Origin of the sequence: Pseudomonas sp. BF-R-30 (assembly GCF_019956175.1) — a bacterium.
GTDB lineage: Bacteria > Pseudomonadota > Gammaproteobacteria > Pseudomonadales > Pseudomonadaceae > Aquipseudomonas > Aquipseudomonas jessenii.
Genome location: NZ_JAHBDE010000011.1, coordinates 19093 through 35416 on the forward strand (window position 1 = coordinate 19093; position 16324 = coordinate 35416).

Here is a 16324-nt window from a genome sequence, read left to right on the forward strand (position 1 = left end):
ACAGCGTTTGCGACTGCTTCGCAGCCGAACGGGGGCAAGCCCCCTCGCCACAAAAGCTCCCTCGCCACAAGGTTAGCGGTGAACTCAGCTTTCCGGGGTCTGTTCGGCCAGGGCAACGGCGCGGAACATCGCGCGGCGCTTGTTCAGGGTTTCTTCCCATTCCAGCGCCGGCACCGAGTCGGCGACGATGCCGCCACCGGCCTGTACATGCAGCTCGCCGTTCTTGATCACCGCCGTGCGGATCGCAATGGCGGTGTCCATGTTGCCGTTCCAGGCAAAGTAACCGACCGCACCGCCGTAGACGCCACGCTTGACCGGCTCCAGTTCGTCGATGATTTCCATCGCGCGAATCTTCGGCGCACCGGACAAGGTGCCTGCCGGCAGAATCGCCCGCAGTGCGTCCATGGCCGTCAGCCCGGCTTTCAGTTGCCCGGTGACGTTGGACACAATGTGCATCACGTTGGAATAACGCTCGATGACCATTTTCTCGGTGAGCTTCACCGAGCCGATTTCCGATACGCGACCGGTGTCGTTTCGACCGAGGTCGATCAGCATCAAGTGTTCGGCGATTTCCTTGTCGTCCGACAGCAGGTCTTCTTCCAGCGCCAGGTCTGCCTCTTCATTGGCTCCCCGCGGACGGGTGCCGGCAATCGGGCGCACGGTGATCAGGTTGTCTTCGACCCGCACCAGTACTTCCGGCGAACTGCCAACGACGTGGAAGTCGCCGAAGTTGAAGAAGTACATGTAAGGCGTCGGGTTGAAGCAGCGTAGCGCGCGATACAGATCGATCGGCGCCGCCTTGAAATCGATCGACATGCGCTGAGACGGAACGACCTGCATGCAGTCGCCGGCCAGGATGTATTCCTTGATGGTGTCGACGGCTTTTTCGTAATCGTCCTGGGTGAAACTGGAGCGGAACACCGGGTCAGCCGATTGTTGCTTGCTGAAGTCCAGGCCACGGCGTGGGGTGATTGGTTGACGGAGTCTTTCCAGCAACTCTTCCAGGCGTGCCTGACCTTGCTCGAAGGCGTCATCCTGGGACGGGTCGGCCAGGACGATGGCGTGCATCTTGCCGGCCAGGTTGTCGAACACCACCACGGCGTCGGACACCATCAGCAGAATGTCCGGTACACCCAGCGGGTCCGGGTTCGGGCACTTGCCCAAGCGCTTTTCCACATAACGCACGCAGTCATAGCCGAAGTAACCCACCAGGCCGCCGTTGAAACGCGGCAGGCCGGCAATGGTCGGCACGTTGTAGCGAGCCTTGAAGGTTTCGACGAAGGCCAGCGGGTCTTCCACATCGTGGCTTTCGGTCTCGACGCCATCGACGGTCACGCTGACGTGATGATCGTGAACCCGCAGCACGGTACGGCATGGCAGGCCGATGATCGAGTAACGGCCCCACTTCTCGCCGCCCTGTACGGACTCCAGCAAGTAGGAATTGGGCTCGTCGGCCAGCTTCAGGTAGATCGACAGCGGTGTGTCGAAGTCGGCCAGGGTTTCGCAGGCAAGCGGGATGCGGTTGTAGCCGGCAGCGGCCAAACGCAGGAATTCTTCGCGGATCATGAGGTGCCTCGTGGCTTGAGGATCGAACAGTCAGGTATGCAAACGCGCCGGAAACCGGCCAGGATCAAGTCAGGCGCGCCAACGCCAGCGGGCCAGGGCCTTGATGACTTTCATCCAGAGTTTGCGAGTGACCACCACGATGGCGTTTCCAGAAGGGGGTTTGACAGCGTCGGCCAACGTTATCTCAGCGGCCGGATCCAGGCAACCGGGAATTAGTTTGCGCAGGTCGTCGATCACCAGCGCCGGCGATTCTTCCGCGATCGGTCGGCCGTGGTTATAGCCGTAGCTCAGGGCTACGCACTTGACTCCCGCCGCCTTCGCTGCCAGCACGTCGCTACGCGAATCGCCGACGAACAACGATTGCGAAGCCGGAATATTGGCCATTTTCATCACGAAGAACAGCGCGGCCGGATCGGGTTTTTTCTGTGGCAGGGTGTCACCGCCGATGATCCAGCGGAAATAACGGCCGATTTTCATCTGATCCAGCAGCGGCGCGACGAAGCGCTCCGGCTTGTTGGTGATCAGCGCCATTTCGACGCCCTGCTTCTGCAGCCATTTGAGGGTGTCGCGAACGCCAGGGTAAACCACGGTCAACTCATGGCTCTCGCCATAAGCCTGCATGAAATACTCCAGCGCCCGTTCGGCCTCGTCGTTATCGACCGCAGCATGATCAAGACCGCCAGCCAGCGCCCGACGCACCAGCACCGGCGCGCCATTGCCGACCCATTCGCGCACCGCTTCCAGACCGGCGGATTGGCGACCGAGTTTGAGCAGCATCTTGTCCACAGCCACTGCCAGGTCCGGGACCGAGTCGATCAACGTACCGTCCAGATCGAACATCACCAGCCGCGGCAGTTGCCCCGGGAACAGCTGCTCAAAACCACTCATGGGCGAGCCAGCGCCAGTTCGGAACGCATCTTGTCGATGACTTCCTGATAGTTCGGCGCATTGAAGATGGCCGAGCCGGCGACGAAGGTGTCAGCGCCAGCCGCAGCGATTTCGCGAATGTTGTTCACGTTCACGCCGCCGTCGATTTCCAGGCGAATGTCACGGCCCGAAGCATCGATCAGCGCCCGCGCTTCGCGCAATTTGTCGAGGGTGCCAGGGATGAACTTCTGCCCGCCGAAGCCCGGGTTGACGCTCATCAGCAGGATCATGTCGACCTTGTCCATCACGTACTTGAGCACGTCCAGCGGGGTTGCCGGGTTGAACACCAGGCCCGACTTGCAGCCGCCTTCGCGGATCAGTTGCAGGGAACGGTCGACGTGTTGGGTGGCTTCCGGGTGGAAGGTGATGTAGGTCGCGCCCGCTTCGATGAAGTCGCCCACGATGCGGTCCACCGGGCTGACCATCAGGTGCGCGTCGATCGGCGCGGTCACGCCGTACTTGCGCAGCGCCGCGCAGACCATCGGGCCGATGGTCAGGTTTGGCACGTAATGGTTGTCCATGACATCGAAGTGCACGAAGTCGGCGCCGGCGGCGAGGACGTTGTCCACTTCTTCACCCAGGCGGGCGAAGTCGGCGGAGAGAATCGACGGAGCAATTACGAAGGGCTGCATGACGCACCTTTACTGAGCAGAATCACGATGGCGCGCATTGTATACCTCATGCTTTGACGCGCGCACCGTGAGCGCGATGATTGGACCTTGCCATCATCCATCAACGGCAATGGCTCTAGTACGCCGCGCGATAGATCTTTTCGATATCGACGGCACTCAATTTGCGCGGATTGTTGCGCATCAAGCGCTCGATCCCCGCTGCTTCCACGGCCATGGACGGAATGGCGTCCTCGGGCACACCGAAACTGCGCAGGCCCTGGGGAATTTCCACGGTGGCACACAGTTCGGTCATGGCTTGCACGGCTTTGTCGGCCGCTTCGTTGAGACTCAAATGAGCGGTCTTCACGCCCATGGCCTCGGCGATATCCTGCATGCGTTCGATGCAGGCCATCTTGTTCCAGGTCATGACATAGGGCAGTAGCAAGGCATTGCTGACCCCATGGGCAATGTTGAAGCGCCCGCCCAGCGGATACGCCAGCGCATGCACCGCGCCAACGCCGGCGTTGCCGAACGCCATGCCGGCCATCAGGCTGGCAGTGGCCATGTCTTCCCGGGCTTGCAGGTTCGACGGATTGGCGTAGGCCTTGGGCAAAGCCTTGGCGATCAGCTTGATGGCGCCGATAGCCAGGGAATCGGTAATCGGCGAGGCGTTGACCGACAGATAAGACTCGATAGCGTGCACCAGTGCATCGACACCGCTGGCTGCCGTGACGCTGCGTGGACAGGTCAGGGTCATTTGCGGGCTGACAAGCGCCACGTCCGGCAACAGGTAGTCGCTGACAATGCCTTTCTTCAGTTGCGCGGCCTTGTCGGAAAGGATAGCGACGTTGGTCACTTCCGAGCCGGTGCCGGCGGTGGTCGGGATGGCGATCAGCGGCGGACCTTTGCGCGGGACCTGATCGATACCGAACAGGTCCTCCAGCGCACCGTGGTACCCGGCGTAGGCTGCCACGCTCTTGGCAATGTCGATGGCACTCCCGCCGCCCAGGCCGATCAGTCCATCATGCCCTCCGTCGCGGTAAACCTGCATGCAATCTTCGACGATGGCGATTTCCGGGTCCGGCAGCACACGGTCGAAGATTTCGTAGGGGCGGCCACCCAACTGCGCCAGTGCCAGTTCTACCGTGCCGGACTTGACCAGGGCGACGTCGGTGACGATCAGCGGATTGTCGATGTCCAGGCGTGTCAGCTCAGCGGCCAGCTGCTCGATGGCACCTGCGCCGGTGATCAGTTTGTGAGCGATTTTGAAAGAGGAAAGACTCATGTGCGCAGCCTCTTATAGATAGGGGAGCTGGGCACAATAGTAGCTGGGGATTTGGAGTTGGCTGGTATTCAGGTCATGAATGACCAAGGTTTCCGGGAACACCCAATAACACTGTAGGAGCGAGCTTGCTCGCGATGAACCTGAGAGCGACGCGGGCATTCAGCAGGCCCGCGTTATCGTTGGCGACCATCGCGAGCAAGCTCGCTCCTACAAGTTGCAGTGGATCGGTGTGTGGCTTCAGACCTGCGCAGTACGCAGTTTCTCGCTACGCCCACGCAACCATTCCAGGGTCAGCAACAGGATCACCGAGAAGGCAATCAACAGCGTCGCGGCCGCGGCGATGGTCGGGCTGAGGTTTTCGCGGATGCCGCTGAACATCTGCCGTGGCAGGGTCGCTTGCTCTGGGCCGGCGAGGAACAGCGTCACCACCACTTCATCGAACGAAGTCGCAAAGGCAAACAGCGCCCCGGAGATCACGCCCGGCGCAATCAGTGGCAAGGTCACCCGGCGGAACGTGGTCAGCGGCGAAGCGCCCAGGCTCGCAGCGGCCCGTACCAGGTTGTGGTTGAACCCCTGCAAGGTCGCCGACACGGTAATGATCACGAACGGCACACCCAACACCGCATGCACCACGATCAGCGAGAAAAAGCTGTTACCCAATCCCAACGGAGCAAAGAACAGATAACTGGCCACACCGATGATCACCACCGGCACCACCATCGGTGAAATCACCAGCGCCATCACCAGCGCCTTGCCGGGAAAGTCGCCACGGGTCAGGCCGATGGCCGCCAGCGTACCGAAGACCATGGCCAGCACCGTAGCCGCCGGGGCGACGATGATGCTGTTCTTCAGGGCGCGCATCCATTCCGCCGAGGCGAAGAAATCGTGATACCACTGCAATGAGAAGCCTTGCAGCGGGTACACCAGGAAACTGCCGGAGTTGAACGACAGCGGAATGATCACCAGCACCGGCAGGATCAGGAACAACAGAATCAAGCCGCAGAGAATCCGCAAGCTGTAGAACCACACCCGTTCGATGGGCGACATATAAGGACTCAGCATTTCGTTCTCCCCTTAGCTCAGGCGCAGGCGGCTTGCGCCTACCAGCCAGCTGTAAATCAGATAAAGCACGACCGTCGCGAGCAACAGCAGCCCACCAAGTGCGGTCGCCATGCCCCAGTTGATGCTGGTGTTGGTGTAGAAGGCGACAAAGTAACTGACCATTTGGTCGTTCGGGCTGCCCAGCAATGCCGGGGTGATGTAGTAGCCGATGGCGAGGATGAACACCAACAGGCAACCGGCGCCGACACCGGCATAGGTCTGCGGGAAGTACACCCGCCAGAAACTGGCGAACGGATGGCAGCCGAGGGAAATCGCGGCGCGCATGTAGGTCGGCGAGATGCCTTTCATCACGCTGTAGATCGGCAGAATCATGAACGGCAGCAGGATGTGCACCATGGAGATGTAGACACCGACGCGGTTGAACACCAACTCGATCGGCTTGTCGATGATGCCCATGGCCATCAGGCCGCTGTTGATCAGGCCACCCGATTGCAGCAACACGATCCACGCCGCGACTCGTACCAGGATCGAAGTCCAGAACGGCAACAGCACCAGAATCATTAGCAGGTTGCTCTGGCGCGACGGCAGGTTCGCCAGCAGGTAAGCCAGAGGATACGCCAGCACCAGGCAGATCACGGTGATGATCAGGCCCATCCAGAAGGTGCGGGCGAAGATGTCGAGGTAGATTGCCTGATCCGGAGTGGCCGGGGCGATTTCGCCGAGATCGTCGATGCGGTGATCGACAGCCGCCAGCAGGTAATACGGGGTGATGCTGCTGGTGTTGCGGCGCACCGCTTGCCAGTAGGCCGGGTCGCCCCAACGCTCATCGAGGCCTTCCAGCGCTTCTTTATAGGAGGCCGGTTCAGTGGCAAGCGGCAAGGCGCGGGCCGTTTTGGTCAGCAGGCTGCGATAGCCGGCCAGTTCCATGTTCAGGCGCTTGGACAGATCGCCCAGGGTCTGATTTTTGCGAGCCTCGGCGAGGTCTTCGGCCGCAGCTTTGTAAACCGGTTCAGCGGGCAGGCCACGGCCGTCCCAACTGGCGATGGCAGTCACGGTGCGCGGCATGCCGCCGACCACTTCCGGGTTGCCAACGCTTTTGTAGAGCAGCGCCACGATCGGCACCAGGAACACCAGCAACAAAAACAGCACCAGCGGCGCGATCAACGCCTGGGCCTTCCAGCGGTTGACCCGCTCGGCGTGCTTGAGCCGCTGCTTCAAGGTGGGGCTGGTGCCCTCGTTCAGGGGAACGGCGATAGCCATGACGTACTCCGGGAATCTTTGATCGTTACAGAGATGGGAATGCCACCTCGATCGTTATTGTGGGAGCGGGCTTGCTCGCGAAGGCAGAGTGTCAGTCAACAATGATGCTGAATGTGCTGACGTCTTCGCGAGCAAGCCCGCTCCCACAGGTGGGGCAAGCCCACCATTACAAGGTTCTGCTTATTTCGCAGCCCAGGAATTGAAGCGCTGCTCCAGTTGCTCGCCGTTGTCAGCCCAGAAGCTGACGTCGATCTGCACCTGGTTGGCAATGTTTTCCGGGGTGGTCGGCATGTCTTTCAGAACATCCTTGGCCAGCAGCGGCACGGCTTGGGTGTTGGCCGGGCCGTAGGCGATGTTTTCCGAGTAGGTCTTCTGCTGCTGTGGCTGTACCGAGAAGGCGATGAATTTCTTCGCCGCTTCGGCGCGCTTGGCATCCAGACCTTTTGGAATGGCCCATGCGTCAAAGTCGTAGATGCCGCCGTTCCACACGACTTTCAGGTTGCTTTCTTTCTGCACGGCAGCGATACGACCGTTGTAGGCCGAACTCATGACCACGTCACCGGAAGCGAGGTATTGCGGCGGTTGTGCGCCAGCTTCCCACCACTGGATGTTCGGCTTGAGCTCATCGAGCTTCTTGAACGCGCGGTCCTGACCGTCCTTGCCAGCCAGCACTTTGTAGACGTCTTTCGGCGCAACGCCGTCGGCCATCAGTGCGAATTCCAGGGTGTACTTGGCGCCCTTACGCAGGCCACGCTTGCCCGGGAACTGCTTGGTGTCCCAGAAGTCCACCCAGCTGGTCGGTGCGGATTTCAGTTTGTCGGCGTTGTAGGCCAGCACGGTCGACCACACGAAGAAACCCACACCGCAAGGCTGGATGGCGCCCTTGACGTAGTCTTCGGTCTTGCCGAACAGCGCCGGGTCCAGTTGCTCGAACATGTCTTCGTCGCAACCACGGGACAGTTCCGGCGATTCAACCTCTACCAGATCCCAGGACACGCTCTTGGTGTCGACCATGGCCTTGACCTTGGCCATTTCGCCGTTGTACTCGCCGGCCACGATCTTGCCGTTGCCTGCCGCTTCCCAAGGTGCGTAGAAGGCTTTGACCTGAGCCGCCTTGTTAGCACCGCCAAAGGACACCACGGTCAGATCCGGGCCGGCCGCCATTGCGTGTGCCGCGCCCATCATGCCCAGTGCCAAAGCGGTGAATTTCAGGGATCTCAACATTTATTGTTCTCTCCACGTGCAGGGTTGGTGTTGGTGTTGCCGGGGCGATCAATGCGCCTCTAAAAGTGGATCGAGCGCGCGAACGTGCTCGACCTGCCAGCCAAGCGGTACCACATCGCCGACGGCGAGCGAGGGATCAAGCTCGGCAATTGGCTGTTTCACGAAGAAGTCGGTCTTGCCGCAGACTTCCATGCGAACCCGGACGTGGTCGCCCAGATAGATGAATTCCTCGACTCGCCCGGAGAAGCGGTTGACGCATTGGTCGCTGGAGCCGTTGAGGCTCACTCGCTCCGGACGAATGGACAGGGTCACCGGCTCGCCGGTCTGGCCAACGTTGACCGCCAAGGCTTCCACTTTCTCACCGCGCCCGAGCTCCACAATGCAACGGTCGCCGGTTTGGCTGTGCAGGCGGCCATTGAGGCGGTTGTTCTCGCCGATGAAGTTGGCGACGAAGGTGTTTTTCGGCTCTTCGTAGAGGGTGCGCGGCGGAGCGATCTGCTGGATTTCGCCCTGATGGAACACCGCCACGCGGTCGGACATGGTCAAGGCTTCGCCCTGATCGTGGGTCACGTAGACCACAGTCACGCCCAGGCGCTGGTGCAGGTGCTTGATCTCCATCTGCATGTGTTCACGCAGCTGCTTGTCGAGTGCGCCGAGGGGTTCGTCCATCAGCACCAGTTGCGGCTCGAACACCAGCGCGCGGGCCAATGCCACACGCTGTTGCTGACCACCGGAGAGCTGCGCCGGGTAGCGCTGGGCGAAGGCATCGAGCTGGACCATGCTCAGCACGCGCTTGACCCGTGCACTGACGTCGCTCTTGTTCATGCCACGCACGGTCAGCGGGAACGCCAGGTTCTCGGCCACCGTCATGTGCGGGAACAGCGCGTAGTTCTGAAACACCATGCCGATGTCACGCTTGTGCGGCGGCACGTTGTTGATGGCGCGCCCGGCCAACAGGATTTCGCCCGCGGTCGGCGTTTCGAAGCCGGCGAGCATCATCAGGCTGGTGGTTTTGCCGGAGCCGGACGGCCCGAGCAATGTGAGGAATTCGCCCTTGCGAATGTCCAGGTTGAGGTCCTTGACGATCAGGTTCTCGCCGTCGTAGCTCTTCTGCACTCCACGAAAGCTGACCAGAACATCATTGACCCCTGCGCTTGAATCGACCTGGCTCATACCCACACCTTTGTTATTGATGACTGCTGTGGGGTTAAGCCTAGTGGACGCTGGGGACCACGCAAATCGGGGCGCAAGAGAGATTCGCCTCAGCCGGATGGAAGGTTGGGGGTAGGGATTTCCCTACAAGGATGGCGCGTTTTGGCAAACGCAGTGGCAAGGGCTCAGCTATAAGCCACAAGAACAAGCCCATGCGGTATCTGGATCTGTCGTAAATGGATATGCCACCACCGAATCTGTGGGAGCGGGCTTGCTCGCGAAAGCGGTTTATCAGGACCAGATATGTCGACTGACACACCGCTTTCGCGAGCAAGCCCGCTCCCACATTGAATTTCGGTGTGCTTTAGAGGAGCTTGTGTTCCATCGCGTACTTCACCAGTTCCGCCAGCGAGGTGATGTTGAGCTTCTGCATCAGCCGCGCCTTGTGGGTGCTGATGGTCTTGCTGCTCAGCGCCAGTTGCTGGGCGATGTCGTTTACGTTGGCGCCCTGGGCCAGGCGTTCGAACACGGAGAATTCGCGCTCGGAGAGCAACGAGTGCAATGGACGCGAGTCGGTAAGACCGACCTCGAAAACCATGCGGTCGGCCAGTTCCGGGTCGATGTAACGCCCGCCTGACGCCACTTTGCGAATGGCCGTCAGCAACAGTGCCGGGTCGCTGTCCTTGGTTGCATAACCGGCAGCCCCGACCTTCAGCGCCCGGGCGGCCATTTGCGCTTCATCGTGCATCGACAGCACCAGAATCGCCGGCGGATTGTTCAGGGCGCGAATCCGCGGAATCGCTTCCAGGCCGTTGACGCCCGGCATGGAGATGTCCAGCAACACCACTTCGCAGGGCACATGACGCAAGGTGTCGAGCAACTGCTCGCCATTGCTCGCCTCCCCCACCACCAGCAAGTCCTTGGCCAGGCCGATCAACTGCTTGATGCCTTCGCGGACAATGGTGTGGTCTTCGGCTACCAGTACACGGATCACGTTCTTCTCCAGGTTCAAGATCATTCGCGAGCAGGCTCCCACATTTGGAATACGTCCCCCTGTGGGAGCCTGCTCGCGAAGGCGTCAGCACAGACACCACAAATTCTTCAGGCTTCGTCCAGAGGCACTCGCACTTCTAACGTCGTACCCTCACCCGGCTCACTCTCCAGCGACAACTCGCCGCCCAGGATCAACACCCGCTCACGCATGCCGACGATCCCAAAGGACGTTGGCCTGCCAGGCGCGGCGACAAATCCTACGCCATCATCGCTGACCGTCAGACACAATTCGTCGCCTTCAAGGGTCAGTGTCAGTTCAACAGTATGCGCCTGGGCGTGCCGCATAACATTGGTCAGCGCCTCCTGAAGGATTCGAAACAGGCCGATCGCCTTCGCATCGCTGAGCACTGGCAAATTGTCCGGCACCTGCACCAGACACGGGATCTGCGTTCGCGCCTCGAACCGGCGGGCCTGCCATTCAATGGCCGAGGCGATCCCTGCGTCGAGAATCGGCGGCCGCAATGCCGTGGCCACATCACGGACCAGCTGAAACAACTGAGCGATCAAGCGCTTCATGCTGTTCAAGCGCTCGTTAAGGCCAGGGTCGAGCTGGGCGTACGCCAGTTCGCACATGGACGTTTCCAGCTTCAACACGGTGAGCATCTGCCCCAATTCGTCGTGAACTTCCCGGGCAATGCGCGCTTTTTCTTCTTCGCGCACGCTTTCCAGGTGCGCGGACAACTCACGCAGTTGTTCCCGGGAGCTGGCCAGTTCTATTTCGATGCGCTTGCTCTCGCTGATGTCCCAGACGATCCCGTCCCAAACATAGGCGCCGTCTTCCAGCCGGCGGGTGATGGCCTTGATTTCCGCCCAACGCTGCTCGCCCTGACGCGTCAGGATTCGCCCCTGCCACGACCAGTCGCTGTCGGTATCCAGCGCATGATCCTGGGTCTGGTGATAGCTGACCTTGTCATCCGGATGCACGAGGCTGCGCAGGCCTTTATCGCGATGCGCCAGCGTGGCCGGCGAGTAACCCACCAGGCTTTCGCTGCCTTCGCTGATGTAGGCAAAGTCGATCTGACCGGTCACTGGCGCCCGCTCCAGCCGGAAAACCAGTCCCGGAACGTTGGCGGCGATACCTTGCAGCCGCGCCTCGCTTTCCTGCAAGGCCGCCAGGGCGCGGCGTCGCTCGGTGACATCGTTGAGGTAAACCACCAGGTACTCACCATCGCGAAAGCGCAGGAAACTCAACGAGACATCGGCCGGCAGGATGCTGCCATCAGCCCGCACGCAATTGGATTCGAAACTTTGCGGGCCCTCCTCACTGGCCCGGGCGCGCTTCCACAGGTTCAGCCAACGGTCCATGTGCAGGCCGGGCTCGAAATCGATCAGGGGCCGATCGATGATCCCTCCGGCCGGATAGCCCAGCATGCTTTCCGCCGCGCGGTTGGCGTAGCGCACATGGCTGTCCCAGTTGACCCAGAGGATGCCGACGGTGCTCTGGTCGATGGAAAACTGGGTGAGCCGCAAGGCCTCTTCGCTGGCGGCGCGCAAGGCAATGTCTTCCTGCGCGGCCAACAGGCGCTGCTCCAGGTTGTGCTGCTGGCGACGCTGCCAGACCACGATGGCCATGCAACTCATCGCCAGCACGGCCAGCAGCAGGCAGAGGTTCTGCCAAAACCCCGGCGACTCGGTGAGCCGCGGATACTTGGGCTGCAACCATTGATTGTGCAGTTGCTCCAGATCCTTGGCCGGGATCGCCCGCAATGCACTTTCGACAATGCCCGCCAGTTCCGGTTTGTCACGGAGCGTGGCCACCCGCAGCAACTGCGGCAGGCCGACATCCCCCACCACCACCAATCCGGCGAACTCCGGTTCGACCGACAAGCGTCCCAGCTGCGCCTCATCGACCACCGCATAAGCCGCCTGCTGGCCCGCCAATAATTGCAATGCCTGGCGCTCCATCGGTACGCCTTGCAGATTCAGATGCGGGTAGTTGCTGCGCAGGTAATCGGCGATGGCACTGGGCATGCGTACGGCGACGCGGGTCTGGCTGTCGAGTTTTTCCAGCTCGACCGCGCCAGCGCTTTTCTGATCGCTGACCACCAATTGCGGCACCCGCATGTAGGGGTCGGAAAACTGCCAGAGGCGCAGCCCGCCAGGGGTCTGGGTCACCCCCGGGGCGATGTCGATTTCGCCCTCGCGGGCCGCGGCTTCCAATTGCTCAAGATCGGGAAAATTGCGCCAACTCAGTTCGACATTGAGGTTTTTTGCGAGCCACTTCATCAACTCGACGTTCACCCCGGACAGGCGCTGCAAGCGGCGATCGTATTGCGCATAGGGCGCCTGCAACACCACGCCAACCCGCAACTCGCCCTGCTGCGCCAGCCAGTGCCGTTGTTCCGGAGACAGTTGGGCAGCGGGCGCCGGGGGCGCGGCGGCCGCCCAGCCCATCAAGGGAAACCACAAACAGCCGATAACCCACAGGCAGCGAAAAAGCATCATTGAACTCTCACACACTGACAAATACTGACCAACCCATTAGGCTGCCGGAACAACTTCTGGCCTGGAATACCCGATGCCCTCTGTCTACCGCCTGGCACTGCCAGCATTGTGCCTGTCGCTGATCCTGCCTTGCGCTTTTTCCGTCAAGGCGGCCGACCCGGCGCCCGCCGCGGAGGAAAAAACCGCCGAAGGAAAACCACTTGAACGTCAGCCGCTGCCTGAGCGTAGTCAGGAAGAAGCGACTGCACTTGAGCGAAAAATCCCGGCTCAGGAACAGCAACAATTGCAAGCAGGCCCCGACACCTTTCTGGCCTTGTGGAAACCGGCCAATACCGCCGAACCTAAAGGCGCGGTGATTATCATCCCCGGCGCCGGTGAAACCGTTGACTGGCCGCAAGCGATCGGCCCTTTGCGGCGCAAATTGCCGGATGCCGAGTGGAGCAGCCTGAGTATCACCTTGCCGGACCTGCAAAGCGACGCCATTGCGCCACGAATCGTGGAAGCAGCGCCGGCTCCCAAGCCCGCCGAAACCGGCAGTAAAGACTCGACCACCGCAGCCCCTATCGAACAGGTGGCCGGAGGCGAGGCCGATGTGGCCGACAAGGCCGTCACCGAAACCACCGAAGCACAGTCCAAGGCAGATGCCGAGCGCATCTTCGCCCGGATCGACGCCGCGATTGCATTCGCCGAACAGCAAAGCGCCCGCAGTATCGTGGTGTTGGGGCATGGCACCGGCGCTTATTGGGCGGCGCGCTATTTAAGCGAGAAGCAGCCTTCGCAAATCGAGCGCTTCCTCATGGTCGCTGCGCAGACACCTGCTCAAGCGAAACCCGAGCTGGATGAGCTGGCGCCGAATCTGAAACTGCCGACCGCCGACATCTTCTACATGGACAAGCCGCTGGATCGCAATGCGGCGCTAGCCCGTCTGCAGGCCAACAAACGGGTGAAAACGTCGGCATTCAGCCAGGTCGCGCTCAAGGCGTTGCCGGATACCAAAGCCGAACAGGAGCAACTGTTCCGTCGGGTGCGGGGTTGGTTGAATCCGCAGAACCCGGCGGGCTGACAGACCGAGGCGCCGTCATCGCGGGCAAGCCACGCTCCCACGGGTTTTATGCCGATCACAAAATTGCGGACGACATAAAACCTGTGGGAGCGAGCTTGCTCGCGATAGCGGTATCACTGGCGACGCAAATTTTCCGGGCTAGCGAAAATCCCGCCGCTCCCGAATCAGCGTATAGGCGTTATGCAGTTCACGCGTTCGCTCGGTGGCCTCACGCACCTGCGTCGCCGTCGCGCCACTGCCGGCAATCTTGTCCGGATGATGACGACTGAGCAGGCGCCGGTATGCACGCTTGATCTGCGCCGGTTCAGTGGTGGCCGACACCCCCAAAAGCCTCAACGCGTCCTGATAACTTGGCACACTGTTGCCCAATGGCCGCTTCTGCGGCTCATAGTCGTGGGCCAACGCCTGCACCTGACGGGGCGTCCAGCCCAGCCATTTGCCCCATTGGCCGATCAATTGACGTTCACTGCTGCCGGCACGACCATCGGCCCAGACCATTCGCCAGCAGGCGCGCAACACGCCTTCCGCCGCATGGGGCTGGGCACTCAGGCGACGCAGATAACCGCGCAGGCGGTCATTGCCCGATTTACCACGATTGAACGCGGCAATCGCCCGACGCTGGGCCGGCTCGGACATTTCCAGCGAGCGCATTTCCGCCCGGGCCTGCTGGATGTGGCCATCCACCACCCGCCCGTCGCACTTCGCCAGACGTCCCAGTAGCACGAAGAGCAATTCATCGTTGCGCAGCACCGGACGACCACCAAGCTTTTCCAGCAAATGCCCCCAACTCTGCAGGTGCAAGCGCCGGTCCAGCGCCTGCCCCAACAACGCGCCGAGCATGGCCCCCGGAATGCTGGCTATGGCAAAGCCTGCTCCGGCTCCGATCAGAGTCCCTGGCCACAGCATCTCAGCGGCTCGCTTCTATTAATGTTTCAACTTCGGCCAGACGCTCGTGAGTGCCGACATCGACCCAGTGCCCCCTCAGCTGCTCGCCGGTCACCTGCCCGTCAGCCATGGCCTTGCGCAACAGCGGAGCGAGCTTGAAGGCCCCCTCGGTGCAACCGTCGAACAACTGCGGATGCAACACGGCGATACCGCTGTAGGTCAAGGTGCCAGCCCCTGGTTGACCGTCGAGCACCCGCGTTTCTACCAGGCTGAAGTCCCCGGCCGGATGATGGGGCGGGTTGCTGACCAGCACCAGGTGCGCCAGGCCGTTGATGGGCTGATGCAGCACGCTGAAGTCGTAATCGGTCCAGATGTCGCCGTTGACCACGACAAACGCTTCATCCCCCAACAATGGCAACGCGCGGAAAATTCCGCCGCCGGTTTCCAGGGGGTCACCTTCGGCCGAGTACTGAATGCTCACGCCATAACGCGAACCATCACCCAGATAGTCTTCGATCTGCTGACCGAGCCAGGCGTGATTGATCACAATGTCGGTGAAGCCGGCGGCGGCCAGTGCTCGCAGGTGATACTCGATCAGCGGCACGCCGCCTGCACGAACCAGCGGTTTTGGCGTAGTCAGGGTCAGCGGGCGCATGCGCTCGCCTTTGCCCGCGGCCAGAATCATTGCCTTCATGCTTTCACTCCGGCACGCAGACTGGCCAGCAATACATCCAGCTCGGCCAGTTCAGGGCGGCGCGCGATCACCGCGTCTATGTACGCAAAGAAACGTGGCACATCACCCAGGTAACGCGGTTTGCCGTCGCGATGGCAGATGCGCGCGAAAATGCCGATGACTTTCAGGTGACGTTGCACGCCCATCAAGTCGCTGGCACGCAGGAAGTCCTCGAAGTCGGGCTGAACCGGAATCCCGAGGGCACCCGCTTGCTGCCAGTAGCTTTCGAGCCAGCCGTGCACGCGCTCCTCGGGCCAGCTGAGGAATGCGTCCTTGAACAGGCAGGTCACGTCGTAGGTCACCGGGCCATACACCGCATCCTGGAAGTCCAACACGCCGGGATTGGGCTCGCTGAGCATCAGGTTGCGCGGCATGTAGTCGCGATGCACCAGGACTTTTGGCTGTGCCAGGGCACTGTCGATCAACAGTTCGCTGACCTGCTGCCAGAGCACTTGCTGCGCCGCGTCCAGTTCGATGCCCAATTCGCGCTTCACGTACCACTCGGGGAACAGCTCCAGCTCGCGACGAAGCAAGGCCACGTCATAGCTCGGCAGAGGCGCAACCATCGGCAGCTGCTGGAAAGCCAGCAACGCTTGCAGGGCATCCTTGAACAAATCGTCGGCGTTTTCGCTTTCGATGACGTCCAGGTAGGTCTTGTTGCCCAGGTCATTGAGCAAAAGAAAGCCGCGCTCGAGGTCTTCGGCATAAATTTTCGGCACATTTATTCCGGATTTCGCCAGCAAAAAGGCGATATCCACGAAGGGTTTGCAGTTTTCCTGGGGCGGCGGCGCGTCCATCACGATGAAACTTTTGTCACCGCCTTCCCAGCGGAAATACCGCCGAAAACTCGCGTCGCTACTGGCCGCAGTCAACGTGGCCGGGGGTACGACGCCCCAGCCCTGCTCGGCAAAAAGGGTCGCCAATTGCTCATCGAGCCAAACTTTCAGGTGTTGCAAGCGTACATCTTGATCAGGCATTGCAAGGGTCTCCGACGGCGCTAGCCGTCAAGCGGGTCATGCTTTATTATCCAGCATCTTTTTCAGACCATCGAGAGGCGT

14 protein-coding genes are annotated in these 16324 nt (G+C 61.0%); 1 reads left to right on the plus strand and 13 read right to left on the minus strand.

Features of this window, described 5'->3' with window-relative positions; genetic code table 11:
- Positions 1–84: 84 nt before the first annotated feature.
- The 10 genes from trpE to KGB20_RS06960 form a co-directional block, all read right to left on the minus strand.
- Positions 85–1566 carry an anthranilate synthase component I gene (trpE, locus tag KGB20_RS06910; protein WP_090451734.1) on the minus strand — a complete coding sequence of 494 codons (1482 nt, stop codon included), beginning with the start codon at positions 1564–1566 and terminating at the stop codon, positions 85–87.
- Between the two features lie 69 nt (positions 1567–1635).
- The gene (locus KGB20_RS06915) at positions 1636–2454 is read right to left on the minus strand and encodes a phosphoglycolate phosphatase (protein ID WP_057713082.1); all 819 of its coding nucleotides are present in this window, start codon (positions 2452–2454) and stop codon (positions 1636–1638) included.
- Positions 2451–3125 (minus strand): ribulose-phosphate 3-epimerase, encoded by a 675-nt coding sequence (gene rpe / locus KGB20_RS06920; protein WP_053162900.1) that lies wholly within the window; start codon positions 3123–3125, stop codon positions 2451–2453. The genes KGB20_RS06915 and rpe overlap by 4 nt, the downstream gene beginning before the upstream one ends.
- Before the next feature lie 115 nt (positions 3126–3240).
- Positions 3241–4389 (minus strand): iron-containing alcohol dehydrogenase, encoded by a 1149-nt coding sequence (locus KGB20_RS06925; protein ID WP_154909863.1) that lies wholly within the window; start codon positions 4387–4389, stop codon positions 3241–3243.
- Positions 4390–4626: 237 nt separating this feature from the next.
- Positions 4627–5451 (minus strand): ABC transporter permease, encoded by an 825-nt coding sequence (locus tag KGB20_RS06935; RefSeq protein WP_007980200.1) that lies wholly within the window; start codon positions 5449–5451, stop codon positions 4627–4629.
- 12 nt (positions 5452–5463) lie between these two features.
- A complete protein-coding gene (locus KGB20_RS06940; protein ID WP_007980201.1) occupies positions 5464–6711 on the minus strand; it encodes an ABC transporter permease in 1248 nt (415 codons plus the stop codon).
- Positions 6712–6891: 180 nt separating this feature from the next.
- Positions 6892–7935 carry an ABC transporter substrate-binding protein gene (locus tag KGB20_RS06945; protein ID WP_057713080.1) on the minus strand — a complete coding sequence of 348 codons (1044 nt, stop codon included), beginning with the start codon at positions 7933–7935 and terminating at the stop codon, positions 6892–6894.
- Between the two features lie 48 nt (positions 7936–7983).
- On the minus strand, positions 7984–9108 hold the full coding sequence (locus KGB20_RS06950) for an ABC transporter ATP-binding protein (RefSeq protein ID WP_150813987.1): 1125 nt from the start codon (positions 9106–9108) through the stop codon (positions 7984–7986).
- Between the two features lie 343 nt (positions 9109–9451).
- A complete protein-coding gene (locus tag KGB20_RS06955) occupies positions 9452–10105 on the minus strand; it encodes a response regulator transcription factor (RefSeq protein ID WP_007993216.1) in 654 nt (217 codons plus the stop codon).
- A gap of 83 nt (positions 10106–10188) precedes the next feature.
- Positions 10189–12585 carry a PAS domain S-box protein gene (locus KGB20_RS06960; RefSeq protein WP_150813988.1) on the minus strand — a complete coding sequence of 799 codons (2397 nt, stop codon included), beginning with the start codon at positions 12583–12585 and terminating at the stop codon, positions 10189–10191.
- Between the two features lie 73 nt (positions 12586–12658).
- Between KGB20_RS06960 and KGB20_RS06965 the strand changes: the two genes are divergently transcribed.
- Positions 12659–13648, plus strand: coding sequence for an alpha/beta hydrolase family protein (locus KGB20_RS06965; RefSeq protein WP_154909864.1), 990 nt, complete (start codon positions 12659–12661; stop codon positions 13646–13648).
- Positions 13649–13786: 138 nt separating this feature from the next.
- Here KGB20_RS06965 and KGB20_RS06970 read toward each other — a convergent pair whose 3' ends face one another.
- From KGB20_RS06970 to KGB20_RS06980, 3 genes are read right to left on the minus strand one after another with little or no spacing between them, the layout of a single operon-like run.
- On the minus strand, positions 13787–14554 hold the full coding sequence (locus tag KGB20_RS06970; protein ID WP_150813990.1) for a TerB family tellurite resistance protein: 768 nt from the start codon (positions 14552–14554) through the stop codon (positions 13787–13789).
- Between the two features lies 1 nt (position 14555).
- Positions 14556–15227: an N-acetylmuramate alpha-1-phosphate uridylyltransferase MurU gene (gene murU / locus KGB20_RS06975; RefSeq protein WP_150813991.1), complete on the minus strand. Its 672-nt coding sequence runs from the start codon at positions 15225–15227 to the stop codon at positions 14556–14558.
- Complete coding sequence (locus KGB20_RS06980) at positions 15224–16243, minus strand: aminoglycoside phosphotransferase family protein (RefSeq protein WP_090451739.1); 1020 nt, start codon at positions 16241–16243, stop codon at positions 15224–15226. Before KGB20_RS06980 ends, murU begins: the two co-directional genes overlap by 4 nt.
- Between the last annotated feature and the right edge of the window lie 81 nt (positions 16244–16324).